The organism is Streptomyces tirandamycinicus (assembly GCF_003097515.1).
GTDB lineage: Bacteria > Actinomycetota > Actinomycetes > Streptomycetales > Streptomycetaceae > Streptomyces > Streptomyces tirandamycinicus.
Genome location: NZ_CP029188.1, coordinates 5,166,092 through 5,181,296, shown reverse-complemented (window position 1 = coordinate 5,181,296; position 15,205 = coordinate 5,166,092). Strand labels below are relative to the sequence as shown.

General features: G+C 71.0%; 12 protein-coding genes. 5 read left to right on the top strand and 7 right to left on the bottom strand.

The window, feature by feature from the left end; all coding sequences use genetic code 11:
- Positions 1 to 113: 113 nt before the first annotated feature.
- Entirely contained in the window at positions 114 to 851 is a 738-nt protein-coding gene (thyX, locus tag DDW44_RS22950; RefSeq protein ID WP_017947749.1) for an FAD-dependent thymidylate synthase, read from the bottom strand.
- A gap of 192 nt (positions 852 to 1,043) precedes the next feature.
- Between thyX and DDW44_RS22945 the strand changes: the two genes are divergently transcribed.
- Together DDW44_RS22945 and DDW44_RS22940 are read left to right on the top strand one after the other, a co-directional pair.
- A complete protein-coding gene (locus tag DDW44_RS22945; protein ID WP_108907571.1) occupies positions 1,044 to 1,283 on the top strand; it encodes a hypothetical protein in 240 nt (79 codons plus the stop codon).
- A 163-nt stretch (positions 1,284 to 1,446) separates the two neighbouring features.
- On the top strand, positions 1,447 to 2,004 hold the full coding sequence (locus DDW44_RS22940; protein WP_017947747.1) for a hypothetical protein: 558 nt from the start codon (positions 1,447 to 1,449) through the stop codon (positions 2,002 to 2,004).
- A gap of 69 nt (positions 2,005 to 2,073) precedes the next feature.
- On the opposite strand, the gene DDW44_RS22935 is transcribed toward DDW44_RS22940, so the two are convergent.
- The 6 genes from DDW44_RS22935 to eccD all read right to left on the bottom strand — a co-directional run bounded on the left by DDW44_RS22935 (position 2,074) and on the right by eccD (position 9,543).
- Positions 2,074 to 2,526 (bottom strand): tetratricopeptide repeat protein, encoded by a 453-nt coding sequence (locus tag DDW44_RS22935; protein WP_017947746.1) that lies wholly within the window; start codon positions 2,524 to 2,526, stop codon positions 2,074 to 2,076.
- Positions 2,527 to 2,535: 9 nt separating this feature from the next.
- Positions 2,536 to 3,288 carry a 4-hydroxy-tetrahydrodipicolinate reductase gene (gene dapB, locus DDW44_RS22930; protein WP_026281944.1) on the bottom strand — a complete coding sequence of 251 codons (753 nt, stop codon included), beginning with the start codon at positions 3,286 to 3,288 and terminating at the stop codon, positions 2,536 to 2,538.
- Positions 3,289 to 3,402: 114 nt separating this feature from the next.
- Entirely contained in the window at positions 3,403 to 4,782 is a 1,380-nt protein-coding gene (locus tag DDW44_RS22925; protein WP_018891786.1) for a M16 family metallopeptidase, read from the bottom strand.
- On the bottom strand, positions 4,779 to 7,004 hold the full coding sequence (locus tag DDW44_RS22920; protein WP_108907570.1) for a polyribonucleotide nucleotidyltransferase: 2,226 nt from the start codon (positions 7,002 to 7,004) through the stop codon (positions 4,779 to 4,781). Before DDW44_RS22920 ends, DDW44_RS22925 begins: the two co-directional genes overlap by 4 nt.
- A 280-nt stretch (positions 7,005 to 7,284) precedes the next feature.
- A complete protein-coding gene (rpsO, locus tag DDW44_RS22915; protein WP_017947742.1) occupies positions 7,285 to 7,572 on the bottom strand; it encodes a 30S ribosomal protein S15 in 288 nt (95 codons plus the stop codon).
- A 471-nt stretch (positions 7,573 to 8,043) separates the two neighbouring features.
- On the bottom strand, positions 8,044 to 9,543 hold the full coding sequence (gene eccD, locus DDW44_RS22910) for a type VII secretion integral membrane protein EccD (RefSeq protein WP_108908913.1): 1,500 nt from the start codon (positions 9,541 to 9,543) through the stop codon (positions 8,044 to 8,046).
- 293 nt (positions 9,544 to 9,836) lie between these two features.
- Between eccD and eccCa the strand changes: the two genes are divergently transcribed.
- The 3 genes from eccCa (at position 9,837) to DDW44_RS22895 (ending at position 15,203) form a co-directional block, all read left to right on the top strand.
- A complete protein-coding gene (gene eccCa, locus DDW44_RS22905; RefSeq protein ID WP_108907569.1) occupies positions 9,837 to 13,805 on the top strand; it encodes a type VII secretion protein EccCa in 3,969 nt (1,322 codons plus the stop codon).
- Positions 13,806 to 14,046: 241 nt separating this feature from the next.
- Positions 14,047 to 14,631 carry a hypothetical protein gene (locus tag DDW44_RS22900; protein ID WP_027735285.1) on the top strand — a complete coding sequence of 195 codons (585 nt, stop codon included), beginning with the start codon at positions 14,047 to 14,049 and terminating at the stop codon, positions 14,629 to 14,631.
- Between the two features lie 62 nt (positions 14,632 to 14,693).
- Complete coding sequence (locus tag DDW44_RS22895; RefSeq protein WP_108907568.1) at positions 14,694 to 15,203, top strand: hypothetical protein; 510 nt, start codon at positions 14,694 to 14,696, stop codon at positions 15,201 to 15,203.
- Positions 15,204 to 15,205 lie beyond the last annotated feature (2 nt).

Here is a 15,205-nt window from a genome sequence, read left to right as displayed (position 1 = left end):
GGCACTGCCTGCTCGGGGGTTCAAGCAGTGCCGGGTCCGTTTGATCAGCCTAGATGAACTTCTCGAAACGCCGCAATACGGACACCGAGGAAGGCTGACCGTACATCTGTGCTCTACGGGGCCACCCGGCCGTTGGCGTTGAAGGCCGCGTGGGTCAGCGGCATGAGCCCGGCCCAGTGCTGCTCCATCTTCTCGCCGACCATCTCGATCTCCCGCTGCGGGAAGGACGGGACCTTGGCCATCTCGTGCTGGGTGCGCAGCCCCAGGAAGTGCATCAGCGAGCGGGCGTTGCAGGTCGCGTACATCGACGAGTAGAGGCCGACCGGCAGCACCGAGCGGGCGACCTCGCGGGCCACGCCCGCGTCGAGCATCTCCAGGTAGGCCTCGTAGGCCTGGCGGTACGAGTCCTCCATCACCCGTCCGGTCAGCTCCTGCTGGGCCCGGGTGCCCTCCACGAACACGTACTTGCCGGGGCGGCCCTCCTGCACGAGCCTGCGCGACTCGTCCGGGACGTAGAAGACCGGCTGGAGCTCCCGGTACCGGCCGGATTCCTCGTTGTAGGACCAGCCGACGCGGTGCCGCATGAACTCGCGGAAGACGAAGATCGGGGCGCTGATGAAGAAGGTCATCGAGTTGTGCTCGAAGGGGCTGCCGTGGCGGTCCCGCATCAGGTAGTTGATCAGCCCCTTCGACCGCTCCGGGTCCTTGGCGAGCTCGTCCAGCGACTGCTCGCCCGCGGTGGAGACCCGGGCCGCCCACAGCACGTCGGAGTCGCCGGCGGTGTGCTTCACCAGCTCGACGGTGACATCGCTGCGGAGGCTGGGCTTGATGTCGTCGGGGTTCCGGGTCACCGGCGGGGGTCCTTCCAGTCGCGTCGCTCGTGCGGCGCCCATTCTCTAACGGTCCCTCGCTTCAACGATCGGCGGGGCGGACCGTCCCGGTCTCCCTCTCCCGATTCGCTGGATTCGGGCACCGAATCCCGGTTACACGCGTCTGTACGGGTAGCCGCACTTCGTCTCACCGACCCCGAGGGGGCTCGCACCATGTTCCGCCGGCGAGAAGCCGTTCCGTTCGCGTTCGTCGCCGAGGCCGACCGCTTCCGCAGCAATGTCGCACCCCCGCCCCGGCAGCTGCCGAGCGCGTCCCAGGTCGCGGGCCGTACGCTGATCGGTCTGACCGTGACGGCCGGGCTGGTGGGGTCCCTGCTCTTCGGGCTGCCGGCGCTGGAGGCCCCGGTCTCGCCGAAGGCCCCGAGTCAGGCGCAGGAGTCCGAGGAGCGCTGACGCTCCCGCCTCCGGCCGGAAGGGTACGCGGGGCGCCGACGCTCCTGCCCCGACCGGTGGACACGGAGGCACCCCCATGGCCCCCTGGGGTGGCCGGTCGCCGGTCGCCTCGGTAGCCTCACCGGTCACAACCCCCCGACGTGGTGACGAGTGAGGACCAGCCGTGCCCCTGCCCTTTCTGACGGCGGACCGTGCCTTTGACTCCGCGGCTGCGGACGACGACGTCGCACTGCCGTTCGACGACCACGATCTGTGGCGGCGCCCCTACCGTCCGGGCCCCTGGCGCGTCGGAGGGGCGGCGCTGCTCCTGCTGCTGGCCTCGTTCGTCCTGCTCGCCGCCATGGTCATCGCCTTCGCCGGGGCGACGGCCGGAGCGGCCGGCTGCATCGGCATCGCCGCGGTGCTCATCTGCGGGGCGCTGCGGATCCTGCGCATGGGCACCTGGGTGAGCGGGCACGGGCTGCGGCATGTCGCGCTGCTCTCGACCACCACCCTGCCGTGGGCCCAGGTGAAGGCCCTGCGGACCGCGCAGCAGCCGGTGCGGTGGCTCGGGCTGCCGCGCACCGTCCAGGGGCAGGCCCTGGTCCTCGTACGCGACGGAGACGAGCCGGTCACCCTGCTCACCGATCACAACGGGGACTTCCTGTCGCGCGTCGAGGCGTTCGACCGCGCGGCCGACACCATCGAGGCGTGGGGCGCGGAGTACGGCACGCAGCGCTGAGCGGGTCCCGACCCGGCCTCGTGTGGCGGCGCCCCGCCACACGAGGTGTGACGGCGCCGGGAAGGCGCGTCAGGCCGCGGGCGGCCTTCCCGCGTGGAGCGCGATCGCGCGCTGCATCGCCTTGCGGGCCCGCGGGGTGTCCCGGGCGTCGTGGTAGGCGACGGCCAGCCGGAACCAGCAGCGCCAGTCGTCCGGCGAGTCCTCGGTCTCCGCACGGCGTTCGGCGAAGACGGCGTCCGCGGAGTCGCGGTCGATGCGCCCGCCGGGCGTACGGACCAGTTCGTCGACGGGCAGTCCCCCCTCGGCGTCGAGCTCCGCCGCCAGGGCGTTGGCCTTCCTGACGAACCGGGTGTTCTGCCACAGGAACCAGAGACCGATCACCGGCAGGATCAGCACCGCCACGCCGAAGGTCACGGTGAGCAGGGTGCCCTGCTCGATGAGCAGCACCCCGCGGCTGCCGACCAGGACGAGGTACACGACCAGGACGGCGGCGGTGACGAAGTAGGAGATCTTGGCGCGCACCGGGGATCCTCAGCCGAGGTCGAGGTAGTTCTCGAGGCCGAAGGTCAGCCCTGGCGTGCGCACCACGCGGCGGACTCCCAGCAGGATGCCCGGCATGAAGCTGCTGTGGTGCAGGGAGTCGTGGCGGAGGGTGAGGGTCTCGCCCTCGCCGCCGAGCAGCACCTCCTGGTGGGCGAGCAGGCCGCGCAGCCTTACCGCGTGCACCGGCACCCCGTCGACGTCCGCGCCGCGCGCTCCGTCGAGGGCGGTCACCGTGGCGTCCGGCTGCGGGGCGCATCCGGCCTCGGCGCGAGCCGCGGCGATCAGCTGCGCCGTGCGCGTCGCCGTGCCGGAGGGAGCGTCCGCCTTGTTCGGGTGGTGCAGTTCCACGACCTCGACGGACTCGAACCAGCGGGCGGCCTGGGCGGCGAACTTCATGGTGAGGACGGCGCCGATGGAGAAGTTGGGCGCGATCAGCACTCCGGTCTCCGGCGAGGCCGCCAGCGAGGTCCGCAGATGCGTGAGGCGCTCGTCGGTCCAGCCGGTGGTGCCGACGACCGCGTGGACGCCGTGGCGCACGCAGAAGTCGAGGTTGCCCATGACCGAGGTGGGGGTGGTCAGCTCGACGGCCACCTGGGCACCGGTCTCGACGAGGGTCTCCAGCTTGTCGCCCCGTCCCAGCGCCGCGACCAGCTCCATGTCGTCGGCGGCTTCGACGGCTCGCACGGCCTCGGAGCCGATGCGGCCCTTGGCGCCGAGGACGGCCACACGCAGCTTGCTCATTGCTCTGCTCTCTCTAGGGGACGACGGGGACGGTGAGGATCCAGCGGGTCGGCGGGTCGGCGGGTCAGCGGGTCAGCGGGTCAGCGGGAGACTGGGAGACTGGGAGACGGCGGACTACGAGACTGCCTCGTGCAGCCGGCTTGCCTGCTTGTCCTTGAGCGGTCCGATCACCGACAGCGAGGGCCGCTGCCCCAGGACCTCCCGGGCGACGGCGCGCACGTCGTCGGGCGTGACCGCGGCTATGTTCGCCAGCATGTCGTCGACGGACATCTGCGCGCCCCAGCACAGCTCGCTCTTGCCGATGCGGTTCATGAGCGCGCCGGTGTCCTCCAGACCGAGGACGGTCGAGCCCGAGAGCTGGCCGATGGCACGGTCGATCTCGTCGTCGGCCAGCCCCTCACGGGCGACCCGGTCGAGCTCGTCGCGGCAGATCTTCAGCACGTCGTGGACCTGGCTGGGGCGGCAGCCGGCGTAGACGCCGAACAGTCCGCAGTCGGCGAAGCCCGAGGTGTACGAGTACACGCTGTAGGCGAGGCCGCGCTTCTCACGGACCTCCTGGAACAGCCGCGAGGACATTCCGCCGCCGAGGGCGGTGTTCAGCACGCCGAGCGCCCAGCGCCGGTCGTCCGTCCGGGCGAGGCCGGGCATGCCGAGGACGACGTGCGCCTGCTCGGTCCGGCGGTCGAGGACGTCCACCCGCCCCGCGGTACGCAGCCTGCGGTGTCCGTCGCGCGGGGCCACCGGGCGGGCGTCCGTCCTGCTCAGGGCGCCGGCCCGGTCGAACGCCCTGCGGACCTGCCGCACCACCGTCGCGTGGTCGACGTTGCCGGCGGCGGCGACGACCAGATGCGTCGGGTCGTAGTGCTTGCGGTAGAAGCGGGCGATCTGGGAGCGGTTCAGCGCGTTGATCGTGTCGACGGTGCCGAGCACCGGGCGGCCCAGCGGGGTGTCGCCGAACATGGTGCGCGCGAACAGGTCGTGCACGACGTCACCGGGGTCGTCCTCGGTCATCGCGATCTCCTCGAGGATGACGCCGCGCTCGGCGTCCACGTCCTCGTCGAGGATCAGCGAGCCGGTGAGCATGTCGCAGACGACGTCGATCGCCAGCGGCAGGTCGGTGTCGAGCACCCGCGCGTAGTAGCAGGTGTACTCCTTCGCCGTGAAGGCGTTCATCTCCCCGCCGACCGCGTCGACGGCGGCAGAGATGTCGAGGGCGGAGCGCCGATGGGTGCCCTTGAAAAGCAGGTGCTCCAGATAGTGGGTGGCGCCGTTCAGCGAGGGGGTCTCGTCGCGGGAGCCGACCAGTGCCCAGATGCCGAAGGTGGCGGAGCGCACGGACGGCAGGGTCTCGGTGACGATGCGCAGCCCGCCCGGGAGGGTGGTCTTGCGGACCGTGCCGATGCCGTGCTCGCCCTTGAGGAGTGTTTGGGTACGGGCGACGGCCCGCGCCTCCGGGGAGGTGCGGGCCGTCGTCCTGGCACTACGGGACGTCACTTGTCGGTGTCGTCCTTCTTCTCGCCGTCGGCGGCACCGTCCTCGTCCGCGACCACGGGGATGAGGGAGAGCTTGCCGCGCTGGTCGATCTCGGCGATCTCGACCTGGACCTTGGCGCCCACCGCGAGCACGTCCTCGACGTTCTCCACGCGCTTGCCGCCGGCCAGCTTGCGGATCTGCGAGATGTGCAGCAGGCCGTCCTTGCCCGGGAGCAGCGAGACGAACGCGCCGAAGGTGGTGGTCTTGACGACCGTGCCCAGGTAGCGCTCGCCGACCTCCGGCATGGTCGGGTTGGCGATGCCGTTGATCGTGGCGCGGGCGGCCTCGGCGGCCGGGCCGTCGGCGGCACCGATGTAGATCGTGCCGTCGTCCTCGATCGTGATCTCGGCGCCGGTGTCCTCCTGGATCTGGTTGATCATCTTGCCCTTGGGGCCGATGACCTCGCCGATCTTGTCCACGGGGATCTTCACGGTGATGATCCGCGGGGCGTTCGGGGACATCTCGTCCGGGGTGTCGATCGCTTCCATCATCACGTCGAGGATGTGGAGGCGGGCGTCACGGGCCTGCTTGAGGGCCGCGGCCAGGACGGAGGCCGGGATGCCGTCCAGCTTGGTGTCGAGCTGGAGGGCGGTGACGAACTCCTTGGTGCCGGCGACCTTGAAGTCCATGTCACCGAAGGCGTCCTCCGCACCGAGGATGTCGGTGAGGGCGACGTAGTGCGTCTGGCCGTCGATCTCCTGGGAGATCAGTCCCATGGCGATACCGGCGACCGGGGCCTTGAGCGGCACACCGGCGTTCAGCAGCGACATGGTGGAGGCGCAGACGGAGCCCATGGACGTCGAGCCGTTGGAGCCGAGGGCCTCGGACACCTGGCGGATCGCGTACGGGAACTCCTCGCGGCTCGGGAGCACCGGCACGATGGCGCGCTCGGCGAGGGCGCCGTGGCCGATCTCGCGGCGCTTCGGCGAGCCCACGCGGCCGGTCTCACCGACGGAGTACGGCGGGAAGTTGTAGTTGTGCATGTAGCGCTTGCGGGTCACCGGCGAAAGGGTGTCCAGCTGCTGCTCCATACGGAGCATGTTGAGGGTGGTGACGCCCAGGATCTGGGTCTCGCCGCGCTCGAACAGCGCCGAGCCGTGCACCCGCGGGATGGCCTCGACCTCGGCGGCGAGCGTACGGATGTCCGTGACGCCACGGCCGTCGATGCGCTTCTTCTCCTTGATGACGCGCTCGCGGACCAGGGACTTGGTCAGCGAGCGGTACGCGGCGGAGATCTCCTTCTCGCGGCCCTCGAACTCCGGCAGGAGCTTCTCGGCGGCCAGCGCCTTCACCCGGTCGAGCTCGGCCTCGCGCTCCTGCTTGCCGGCGATGGTGAGCGCCTCGGTGAGTTCGCTCTTGACCGCGGCGGTGAGGGCCTCCAGGACGTCGTCCTGGTACTCCAGGAAGACGGGGAACTCGCCGGTCGGCTTGGCGGCCTTGGCGGCGAGGTCGGCCTGGGCCTTGCACAGGACCTTGATGAAGGGCTTCGCGGCCTCGAGGCCGGCGGCGACGACCTCCTCGGTCGGCGCCTCGGCGCCGCCCTTGACGAGCTCGACAGTCTTCTCGGTGGCCTCGGCCTCGACCATCATGATCGCGACATCGCCGTCGTCCAGGACGCGGCCCGCGACCACCATGTCGAACACGGCGTTCTCGAGCTCGGTGTGGGTGGGGAAGGCGACCCACTGGCCGTCGATCAGTGCGACGCGGGTGCCGCCGATCGGGCCGGAGAAGGGCAGGCCGGCCAGCTGCGTGGAGCAGGAGGCGGCGTTGATCGCGACCACGTCGTACAGGTGGTCGGGGTTGAGCGCCATGATCGTCTCGACGATCTGGATCTCGTTGCGCAGGCCCTTCTTGAAGGACGGGCGCAGCGGACGGTCGATCAGGCGGCAGGTCAGGATCGCGTCCTCGGACGGCCGGCCCTCACGGCGGAAGAAGGAGCCGGGGATCTTGCCCGCGGCGTACATCCGCTCCTCGACGTCGACCGTCAGGGGGAAGAAGTCCAGCTGGTCCTTGGGGTTCTTGGACGCGGTGGTGGCCGACAGCACCATGGTGTCGTCGTCCAGGTACGCCACGGCGGAGCCGGCGGCCTGCTTGGCCAGGCGGCCCGTCTCGAAGCGGATCGTACGGGTGCCGAAGGAGCCGTTGTCGATGACGGCTTCGGCGTAGTGGGTCTCGTTCTCCACCAGCGATATCTCCTCGTCTGCGTCCTCCGGCCCGCGTGGCGGGAGGACGGTGGCGGAGAAGCGCGCCTTGCGTGCGGGCCGGTCTTCGATCGAAGCACCCGGTCGTCAGGCTTCCGGGGGCCACTACCGAGGACCGGCGGCGGAGGGGCGCTCCTCCTCGTTCGTTGTTTCGTTTTCGATACTGCGTTGTGCGACCAGACTACAAAGCGTCCGTGGCACTCCGCACGTACAGCAAAGGGAGCGGCCCCCTGGAAGTGGGAACCGCTCCCTTCACGGCGTCTTACTTGGCGCCCGCCGCACCGCGGCGGATGCCGAGGCGCTCGACCAGCACACGGAAGCGCTGGATGTCCTTCTTGGCCAGGTACTGCAGCAGCCGGCGGCGCTGGCCGACCAGGATCAGCAGACCACGGCGGGAGTGGTGGTCGTGCTTGTGGGTCTTGAGGTGCTCGGTCAGGTCCGAGATGCGGCGGGAGAGCATCGCGACCTGGACCTCGGGGGAGCCGGTGTCGCCCTCCTTGGTGCCGAACTCGGACATGATCTGCTTCTTCGTGGCGGCGTCGAGAGACACTCGGTACTCCTCGTGGTGTTCGGTGCGCCTGCGAGTGCCCCTGGTCTTGGTCTCAGGGGAGCTTCCGTGACTCGGAGGCGAAGGCGCGATGGGCGCTGCTCCCAGAGTCTGTGGGGCTCCGGGGGCGCGTACACAAACGGCCGTCACACAGAGTACCAGCTCCCCGCACCCCGTCCGGCCGCGGACGCCGGGCGGGGTGCGATCGCGGGTTCCGGTCGTGCTTCCGCTCCGGCTTCCCGCTTCCCGCTCGCCGTCCGGGTTCCCGCTTCCCGCTTCCCGTCCGGCTGCTACCGGGTTCCGGTCCGGAGCGGGGGCCGGATGGGCGAACCGGCGTTCCGGCCGGATGTACGAGCCGGGCGGGGCGCCGGCGCCGGGCGCCCCGGGCACGGCCCCGGCCCGGCGCCAGCGGTGAGGGGCCCGGTGTACGGCCCGCAGGCCCTGGTCGGAGGCCTGGTCGGAGGCCCCGGCCGGTCAGGACGTCAGCGCCCGGATGGAGTGGTAGACGCCGAAGACCGCCAGGCACAGCGGTACGAGCGTGAGCAGCACGAACGTCTCCGCGACCTCCAGGAAGCGGCCCCAGAAGGGGGTCACGCCCTTGCGCGGGACGATCAGCCCGATGGCGATGATCACCGCGGCGACGCCGGCGACCGCCGCGGACAGCCACACCGTCCGGACGTCGAGGCCCGTGCCGTCGCCCTTCAGGGCCGCGGCGACGAGCTCGGCGGGCGGATTCAGGCACAGTCCGAGCCCCAGCAGGACGAGCGAGCCCAGGCCGGCCGCGAGGGCGCAGCCGACCTGGGACGTGTAGCGGAAGAGGTGGGCGCGCATCAGCATGGCGATGCCCGTGGCCAGCGCGAGCAGCCGGCCCCAGACGTCGCCGGAGAACCCGAGCACGGCGGCCGAGCCGACGGCCAGCAGGGCGCAGCCGCCGACGAGGCCGACCAGCAGTTCGTGGCCCCGGCGGGCCTGGGCGGCGATGCGCTCGGCGTCGACCGGGCCCTGGGGCGCCTGGTCGACGCCGTAGCCGCCGACCGCGGTGCGCGGGGGCTCGAAGCCCACGGGGAGACGGGCGAAGCGGGTGGACAGGCCCGGGAGGAAGGCGAGGGCCCCGACGGCGAGCGGGGAGCACACCGCGGCGGTCTCGGACGGCTCCATCCCGGTCGTGATCGCGACGAAGGTGACGAGCGTGCCGACGGCCGCGGCGAAGGCGAACGCCACGAAGGGCCCGTCCCCGCCGGGCGCGACCATCATCAGGATCACCGAGACCACCAGCACGGCTGCGCAGGCGAGCAGGAACTGCAGCCGGCCGACGCCCTGGCCCGATGCCACGGGCAGCAGCCCGGCGCCCGCGACGGCGGCGTTCGCCATCGCCCCGATCCCGAGGGCGACGGCCGACCCGCGGTCGGTGTACACCCGGGCGCGCACACACCCGAGCGCGAGCAGCAGCACGGCGGCGACGCCGGCCAGGACACCCGGCAGGCCGTGGGTGTCGTGGCGCGGGTCGGCGGACCACAGCACGAAGGCGAGCAGTACGAGCAGCACCGAACCGCCGAGCAGTCCGGCGCCGCGCATCAGGCCGTCGGTCCACAGCGTGCGGTCGCGGGCGACGGCGGAGGCCACGGCGTCGGACACGTCGTCGAAGACCGCCGGGGGCAGCGACTCGGCGAACGGGCGCAGCGACAGCAGCTCACCGTCGAGGATGCGCTGGGAGAGAAGGGAGCGCGCGCCGTCGAGCACGGTGCCGTCACGGCGGACCAGGTGGTATCCGACCGGGGCGCCCTCCGCCGGGCGCTGCCCCGACAGCCGCAGGACCTCGGGGTAGAGATCGGCGAGGGGGACGTCCTCGGGCAGCGCCACGTCCACGCGGCCGTCGGGCGCGACGACCGTGATCCGGCAGAACCCGGTTCCGCCGCCGGACGGAGTCGTGGTGGCCGGCCGGCCCGCTCCGGTGGCCGCCGCTGGGGCCGTCATACTCACCTGCTGCATCCCCTCGTGTCCGCGCGTGTCCGCGCGTGTCCGCTCGGATCCGCTCGTGTCCGCTCGTATCTGCTCGTGTCCGCTCGTATCCGCCCGGGCCATCGGGCCGGAACCATGTTCCGAATGACCCTCTTTTTGCGGTAGTTCATGCGTGCGCAAACACGTCGGGCCACCCTACCGCCCGCCTCGCCGCCCCCGCGCAAGTAGGATCCCTCCCCGCGGATGGAACCCGTCGCCACGGGGGCGCCGATAGGAACATTTCCGTCCGGCAAGGGAATTGGTGAGCTGTGAGCCAGATCGTCGTCAAGCGCCCACCACGGGTCCTGCCGTCCGAAGTGCCCGGCGAGCCGGTGCAGCTGCAACCACCGCCCGAGCTGCCGAGAGGGCAGCAGGAGGGCGCGCTCATGCAGTTGCTGCCGATGCTCGGCATGGGGGGTTCCGTCGTCTTCTTCTTCATGACGCCGAACCCCATCATGCGGATCATGGGCATGGTGATGATCGCGTCCACCGTCGCCATGGCGATCGCCATGCTGGTGCGCTACCGGCGGGGCACCCAGGGAGAGCTCGCCGGACTGCGCCGCGACTACCTCAAGTACCTGACGCAGACCAGGCGTGCGGTCCTCAGGACGGCGCGGGTGCAGCGGGACGCCCAGTTCTATCTGCACCCGTCGCCCGAGCAGCTGTGGGCGCTGGTGGCCGAGGGAAGCCGGGTGTGGGAGCGCCGGGTCGCCGACGACGACTTCGGGCAGGTGCGCATCGGGCTGGGGAGCCAGCAGCTGGCGACGCCCCTGGTGGCACCCGACACGGCGCCGGTGGACGAGCTGGAGCCGCTGACCGCGGGCGCGATGCAGAAGTTCATCACCGCCCACAGCACACTCGACGGCCTGCCGATGGCGCTGTCCCTGCGGGCCTTCTACCACCTGACCGTGAGCGGCGAGCCGGAGTCGGTCCGGTCCGCCGCGCGGGCCGTCGTCGGCTCGCTCGCCTCGCTGCACTCCCCCGAGGACCTGGTCGTCGCGATCGCGGCCGGCCCCGACGCCGCGGGGCACTGGGAGTGGGCGAAGTGGCTGCCGCACGTGCAGGCGCAGGGCCCGGGCGACGGGGCGGGAAGCCGGCGTCTGATCGCCACCGACGCCCGCGACCTGCAGGACATGCTCGCGAGCCACCTCGAGGGACGCCCGCGTTTCCAGGGCCCCCAGAACCCGCTGCTCGACCGGCCGCACCTCGTCGTCGTCCTCGACGGCCGTACGGTGCCGCCGATGTCGCCGCTGGCCGCCGCCGAGGGACTGCAGGGCGTGACGCTGATCGAGATCGTCCCCGGCGAGATGGGCGCCCCGCGCGGCGGACTGTCCGTCGTGGTGCACCCGGACTCCCTGCGACTGGAGTCGGGGCAGGGCCTGGTGTACGACGGCACCCCGGACCGGCTGAGCGTCGAGGCCGCCGAGGCGCTCGCCCGGCAGCTGGCGCCGCTGCGTGTCGCCGTGGGCGGGGACGACGACGAACCGCTGCTGGCCAATCTCGAGTTCACCGATCTGCTCGGCCTCGGCGACGCCGCCTCCGTGGACGTCAGCCGCACCTGGCGGCCCCGCTCTCAGGCCGAGCGGCTGCGGGTGCCGATCGGTGTGGGCGAGGACGGCTCGCCGGTCATGCTCGACCTGAAGGAGGCCGCACAGGAGGGCATGGGCCCGCACGGTCTGTGCGTCGGCGCAACCGGTTCCGGCAAGTCCGAGCTGCTGCGCACCCTGGTGCTCGGACTCGCCGTGACGCATTCCTCGGAGACGCTGAACTTCGTCCTCGCGGACTTCAAGGGCGGCGCGACCTTCGCCGGAATGTCGCAGATGCCGCACGTCGCCGCCGTCATCACCAACCTGGCGGACGACCTCACCCTGGTCGACCGGATGGGCGACTCCATACGCGGCGAGCTGAACCGCCGCCAGGAGCTGCTCCGGGACGCCGGCAACTACGCCAACATCCACGACTACGAGAAGGCGCGGGCGGCGGGCGCCCCGCTGCAGCCCATTCCGTCGCTGGTGCTCGTCATCGACGAGTTCAGCGAACTGCTCACCGCCAAGCCCGACTTCATCGAGATGTTCGTGCAGATCGGCCGCATCGGCCGGTCCCTCGGCGTCCATCTGCTACTGGCCTCCCAGCGCCTGGAGGAGGGACGGCTGCGCGGTCTGGAGACGTATCTGTCGTACCGGGTCGGTCTGCGGACGTTCTCCGCGGCCGAGTCGCGTGCGGCGATCGGCGTACCGGACGCGTACCACCTGCCCAACGTCCCCGGCTCCGGCTATCTGAAGTTCGGCACCGACGAGATGGTGCGCTTCAAGGCGGCGTACGTCTCCGGTGTGTACCGGGCGAACGGGCAGCACACGGGCGCGCCGGGCGGGCCGCTGCCGGTGGACCGCAGGCCGGTGCCGTTCACGGCCGCACCGGTACCGGTCCGGTACGTCGAGTCGGCGGTACCGGCCCCGGTGCCCGAAGCACGCGGGCCCGAGGACGACGCGCTCGCCGACTCGGTGCTCGACGTGATCGTGCGGCGCCTGGAGGGCCGGGGCGCGGCGGCCCACCAGGTGTGGCTGCCGCCGCTGGACAATCCCCCGCCGCTGGACGAGTTGCTGCCCGGTCTGTCGCCGGTGGAGGGCCGGGGGCTGACGCAGCCGGGATTCGAGGGCGCGGGGCGGCTCGTCGTTCCGCTCGGCGTCGTCGACAAGCCGTACGAGCAGCGCCGGGACACCCTCTACCGGGACTTCTCCGGAGCGGCCGGCCATATGCAGATCGTCGGCGGCCCCCAGTCCGGCAAGTCGACACTGCTGCGGACGATCATCTCGGGCTTCGCGCTCACCCACACCCCGCACGAGGTGCAGTTCTACGGCCTCGACTTCGGCGGCGGCGGCCTGGCATCGGTCGCGGGCCTGCCGCACGTGGGCGGTGTCGCCTCGCGGCTCGACCCCGAGAAGGTCCGCCGTACCGTGGCCGAGGTCTACGGCATCATGACGCGCCGGGAGGAGTACTTCCGCAGCACGGGCGTCGACTCCATCGCCACCTACCGCAGGCTCCGGGCGCGCGGGGAGATCTCCGTGACGGAGCAGCCGTGGGGCGACGTGTTCCTGGTCATCGACGGCTGGGGGAACTTCCGCACCGACTACGAGGGGCTGGAGTCGGCGGTCGTCGACATGGCGGTGCGCGGACTGGGCTACGGGATCCACGTCATCCTCACGGCGTCCCGGTCGATGGATGTGCGCTCCAACATCAAGGACCAGTTGATGAACCGGCTGGAGTTGCGGCTCGGCGACACCATGGACTCTGAACTGGACCGCAAGGCGGCGGTGAACGTGCCGACCGGCGTGCCTGGCCGCGGTCTGACCCCGGAGAAGCTGCACTTCATGGCCGCGGTGCCGCGCATCGACGGCATCAACTCCGACAGCGACCTGTCGGAGGCGACCACCGCGATGGTGCAGGAGGTCGGCCGCCACTGGGCAGGCGCTTCCGCCCCGAAGGTGCGTCTGCTCCCTCGCGTGCTCCCCGGCAACCGGCTCCCCGCGGGATCCGCCGAACCACGGCGCGGTGTGTCGTTCGGGATCGACGAGAACAACCTGGAGCCCGTGTTCGCCGACTTCGGCCGCGACCCGTTCTTCCTGGTGTTCGGCGAGAGCGAGTCCGGCAAGTCGAACCTGCTGCGACTGCTCATCACACAGCTGACGCAACGGTACGACGGCGACGCCGCCAAGTTCTTCGTGATCGACAACCGGCGCGCCCTGCTCGACGTCACCCCCGCCACCCACCTGGCAGAGTACGTACCGATGTCCAACACCATGGACCACCACGTCGACGCCCTGGCGGACCTCATGCAGCGCCGAGCGCCGTCCGCCGAGGTCACCGCACAGCAACTGCGCGACCGGAGCTGGTGGCAGGGCCCTGACGTCTTCGTGGTCGTCGACGACTACGACCTGGTGTCCACATCGAGCGGCAACCCGCTGGCCAAGCTCACCGAGCAATTGCCCTTCGCGCGGGACGTCGGGGTCCGCTTCATCATCGCGCGCAACTCGGCGGGAGCGAGCCGCGCGGCGTACGAGCCCTTCCTGCAACGGATGATGGAGCTCGGCGCACAGGGGCTTCTACTCTCCGGCGACCCGGCGGAGGGCGAGGTGCTCGGCGTCCGCATGCGGCCCATGCCCGCGGGGCGGGGCATCTTCGTGTCCCGCCAGCGTGGGAAGCCGCTGGTGCAGACGGGGTGGTTGGGGGATCCCGAGTGACGGCAGGCACGTGCCGCGCCGTACCGTCCACCGCGCTGCCCTGAGGCCCGGGTACGGCCGTGGAGCGCTGGCGGGCAGCGCGAGCGCGGCCGGGCGGCTGCTGTTGGTGCGCGTCCATGAGGGACACGGCACCGCGCCGCGCGAAGGCCGAACTTCCACGAGCGCGGGCCTACGCCCGCAATGGCAGCGGAACGCCACCGGCCTCGGTCATGGCGGGGGCCCGGAGAAAGGGATCAGAAGCATGACAGGGTTCGCGGTCTTCATGGTGCTCTTCGGCATGGCGTTCGTCACGCTCGGGTTCGCCGACCACAGGGCGATCTGGTGGCGGTTCCAGGCCCGCCGTCACACCGACCCGGCGTCTGCCGAGCCGTCCGACGCCGGGTTCCTCGTCCAGCGGCTGCTCTGTTTCGCGGCCGCCGGCCTGGCGTTCTGGGGCTCCTGGTCAAGCTTTCAGCTCGACGGGCTGGGCCAACCCGACCGGGCCGGTCAGGCCGAGGTGTTCGAGCGAACCGTCGCCGTGGCCGACTGGCTGGACGGATCGACGATGTTCCCGGTGCTGGCCTCGGACGACGGCTCCTGGGTCGAGCGGGTGGACCCGGAGCTCCGAGGACCGGAGAGGGACGATCCGACGGCCGTTCTGGTGTGGCGTTCGGGCTCTCTGGATCCAGAGGGCAACGTGGAGCACTACGAAGTGAGCAGCGAGGACGGCACCACGTGCCTGAAGGTGACGGCCGAGCCGTCACCCGAGCAGCCAGGTCCGGAGGGCATGTCGCCGAGCTACTTCGACGTGCGCGCCGACGCCTCGGAGGGCTCCTGCACGAAGTGAGCACAGGAACCGCAGACGCTTCCTCTTGATGTGCCAGGTAGACAGCCGGAAAGGTGTGCCAGATGGCGTGGGACGAGTGGGAACAGCTCAAGACGCAGGCGGCCGGGCGTCAGTCGGACCAGATGCAGCTGAACCGGGTGCCCGATGAGGGCGGGGGCGGAGGCGGAGGGAGCTACGGCGACCTCAGGGCTTCCGAGAGCGATCTCGCGAAGATCGGCAGCAACGCGTTCACGCTGTTCAACCGCCTGTGGGACGAGGCGCGCGTGGCTGGCCCCAGCAGTTCCAAGGCCGCTGACGACCTCAAGCGCCAGGGCTTCGAGCTCGGGGCCGGGCTCGCCCACGTGGCCAAACGCTGGGACGAACAACTCGGCTCCCTCCGGGACGCCTGCTCCCATATCTCGAACCACATGCGGGTGACGAAGAAGATCCACAAGGACGACGAGCACTACATCACCGGGCAGCTGAGCAGCATCGCCACCCTGGACAGCGGATTCGACGAACGGGTCGGGGAGCCGGGCGCGAAGAACAAGATCTACGGCGACAACGAGAAGGACGAGAAGGACAAGGACTAGTC

What these genes read in the sequence shown, in the direction of transcription:
- eccD (WP_108908913.1), bottom strand. Translation starts at nt 9,543, where the DNA reads ATGACGGCCCCAGCGGCGGCCACCGGAGCGGGCCGGCCGGCCACCACG.
- DDW44_RS22945 (WP_108907571.1), top strand. Translation starts at nt 1,044, where the DNA reads ATGTTCCGCCGGCGAGAAGCCGTTCCGTTCGCGTTCGTCGCCGAGGCC.
- DDW44_RS22900 (WP_027735285.1), top strand. Translation starts at nt 14,047, where the DNA reads ATGACAGGGTTCGCGGTCTTCATGGTGCTCTTCGGCATGGCGTTCGTC.
- dapB (WP_026281944.1), bottom strand. Translation starts at nt 3,288, where the DNA reads ATGAGCAAGCTGCGTGTGGCCGTCCTCGGCGCCAAGGGCCGCATCGGC.
- DDW44_RS22895 (WP_108907568.1), top strand. Translation starts at nt 14,694, where the DNA reads ATGGCGTGGGACGAGTGGGAACAGCTCAAGACGCAGGCGGCCGGGCGT.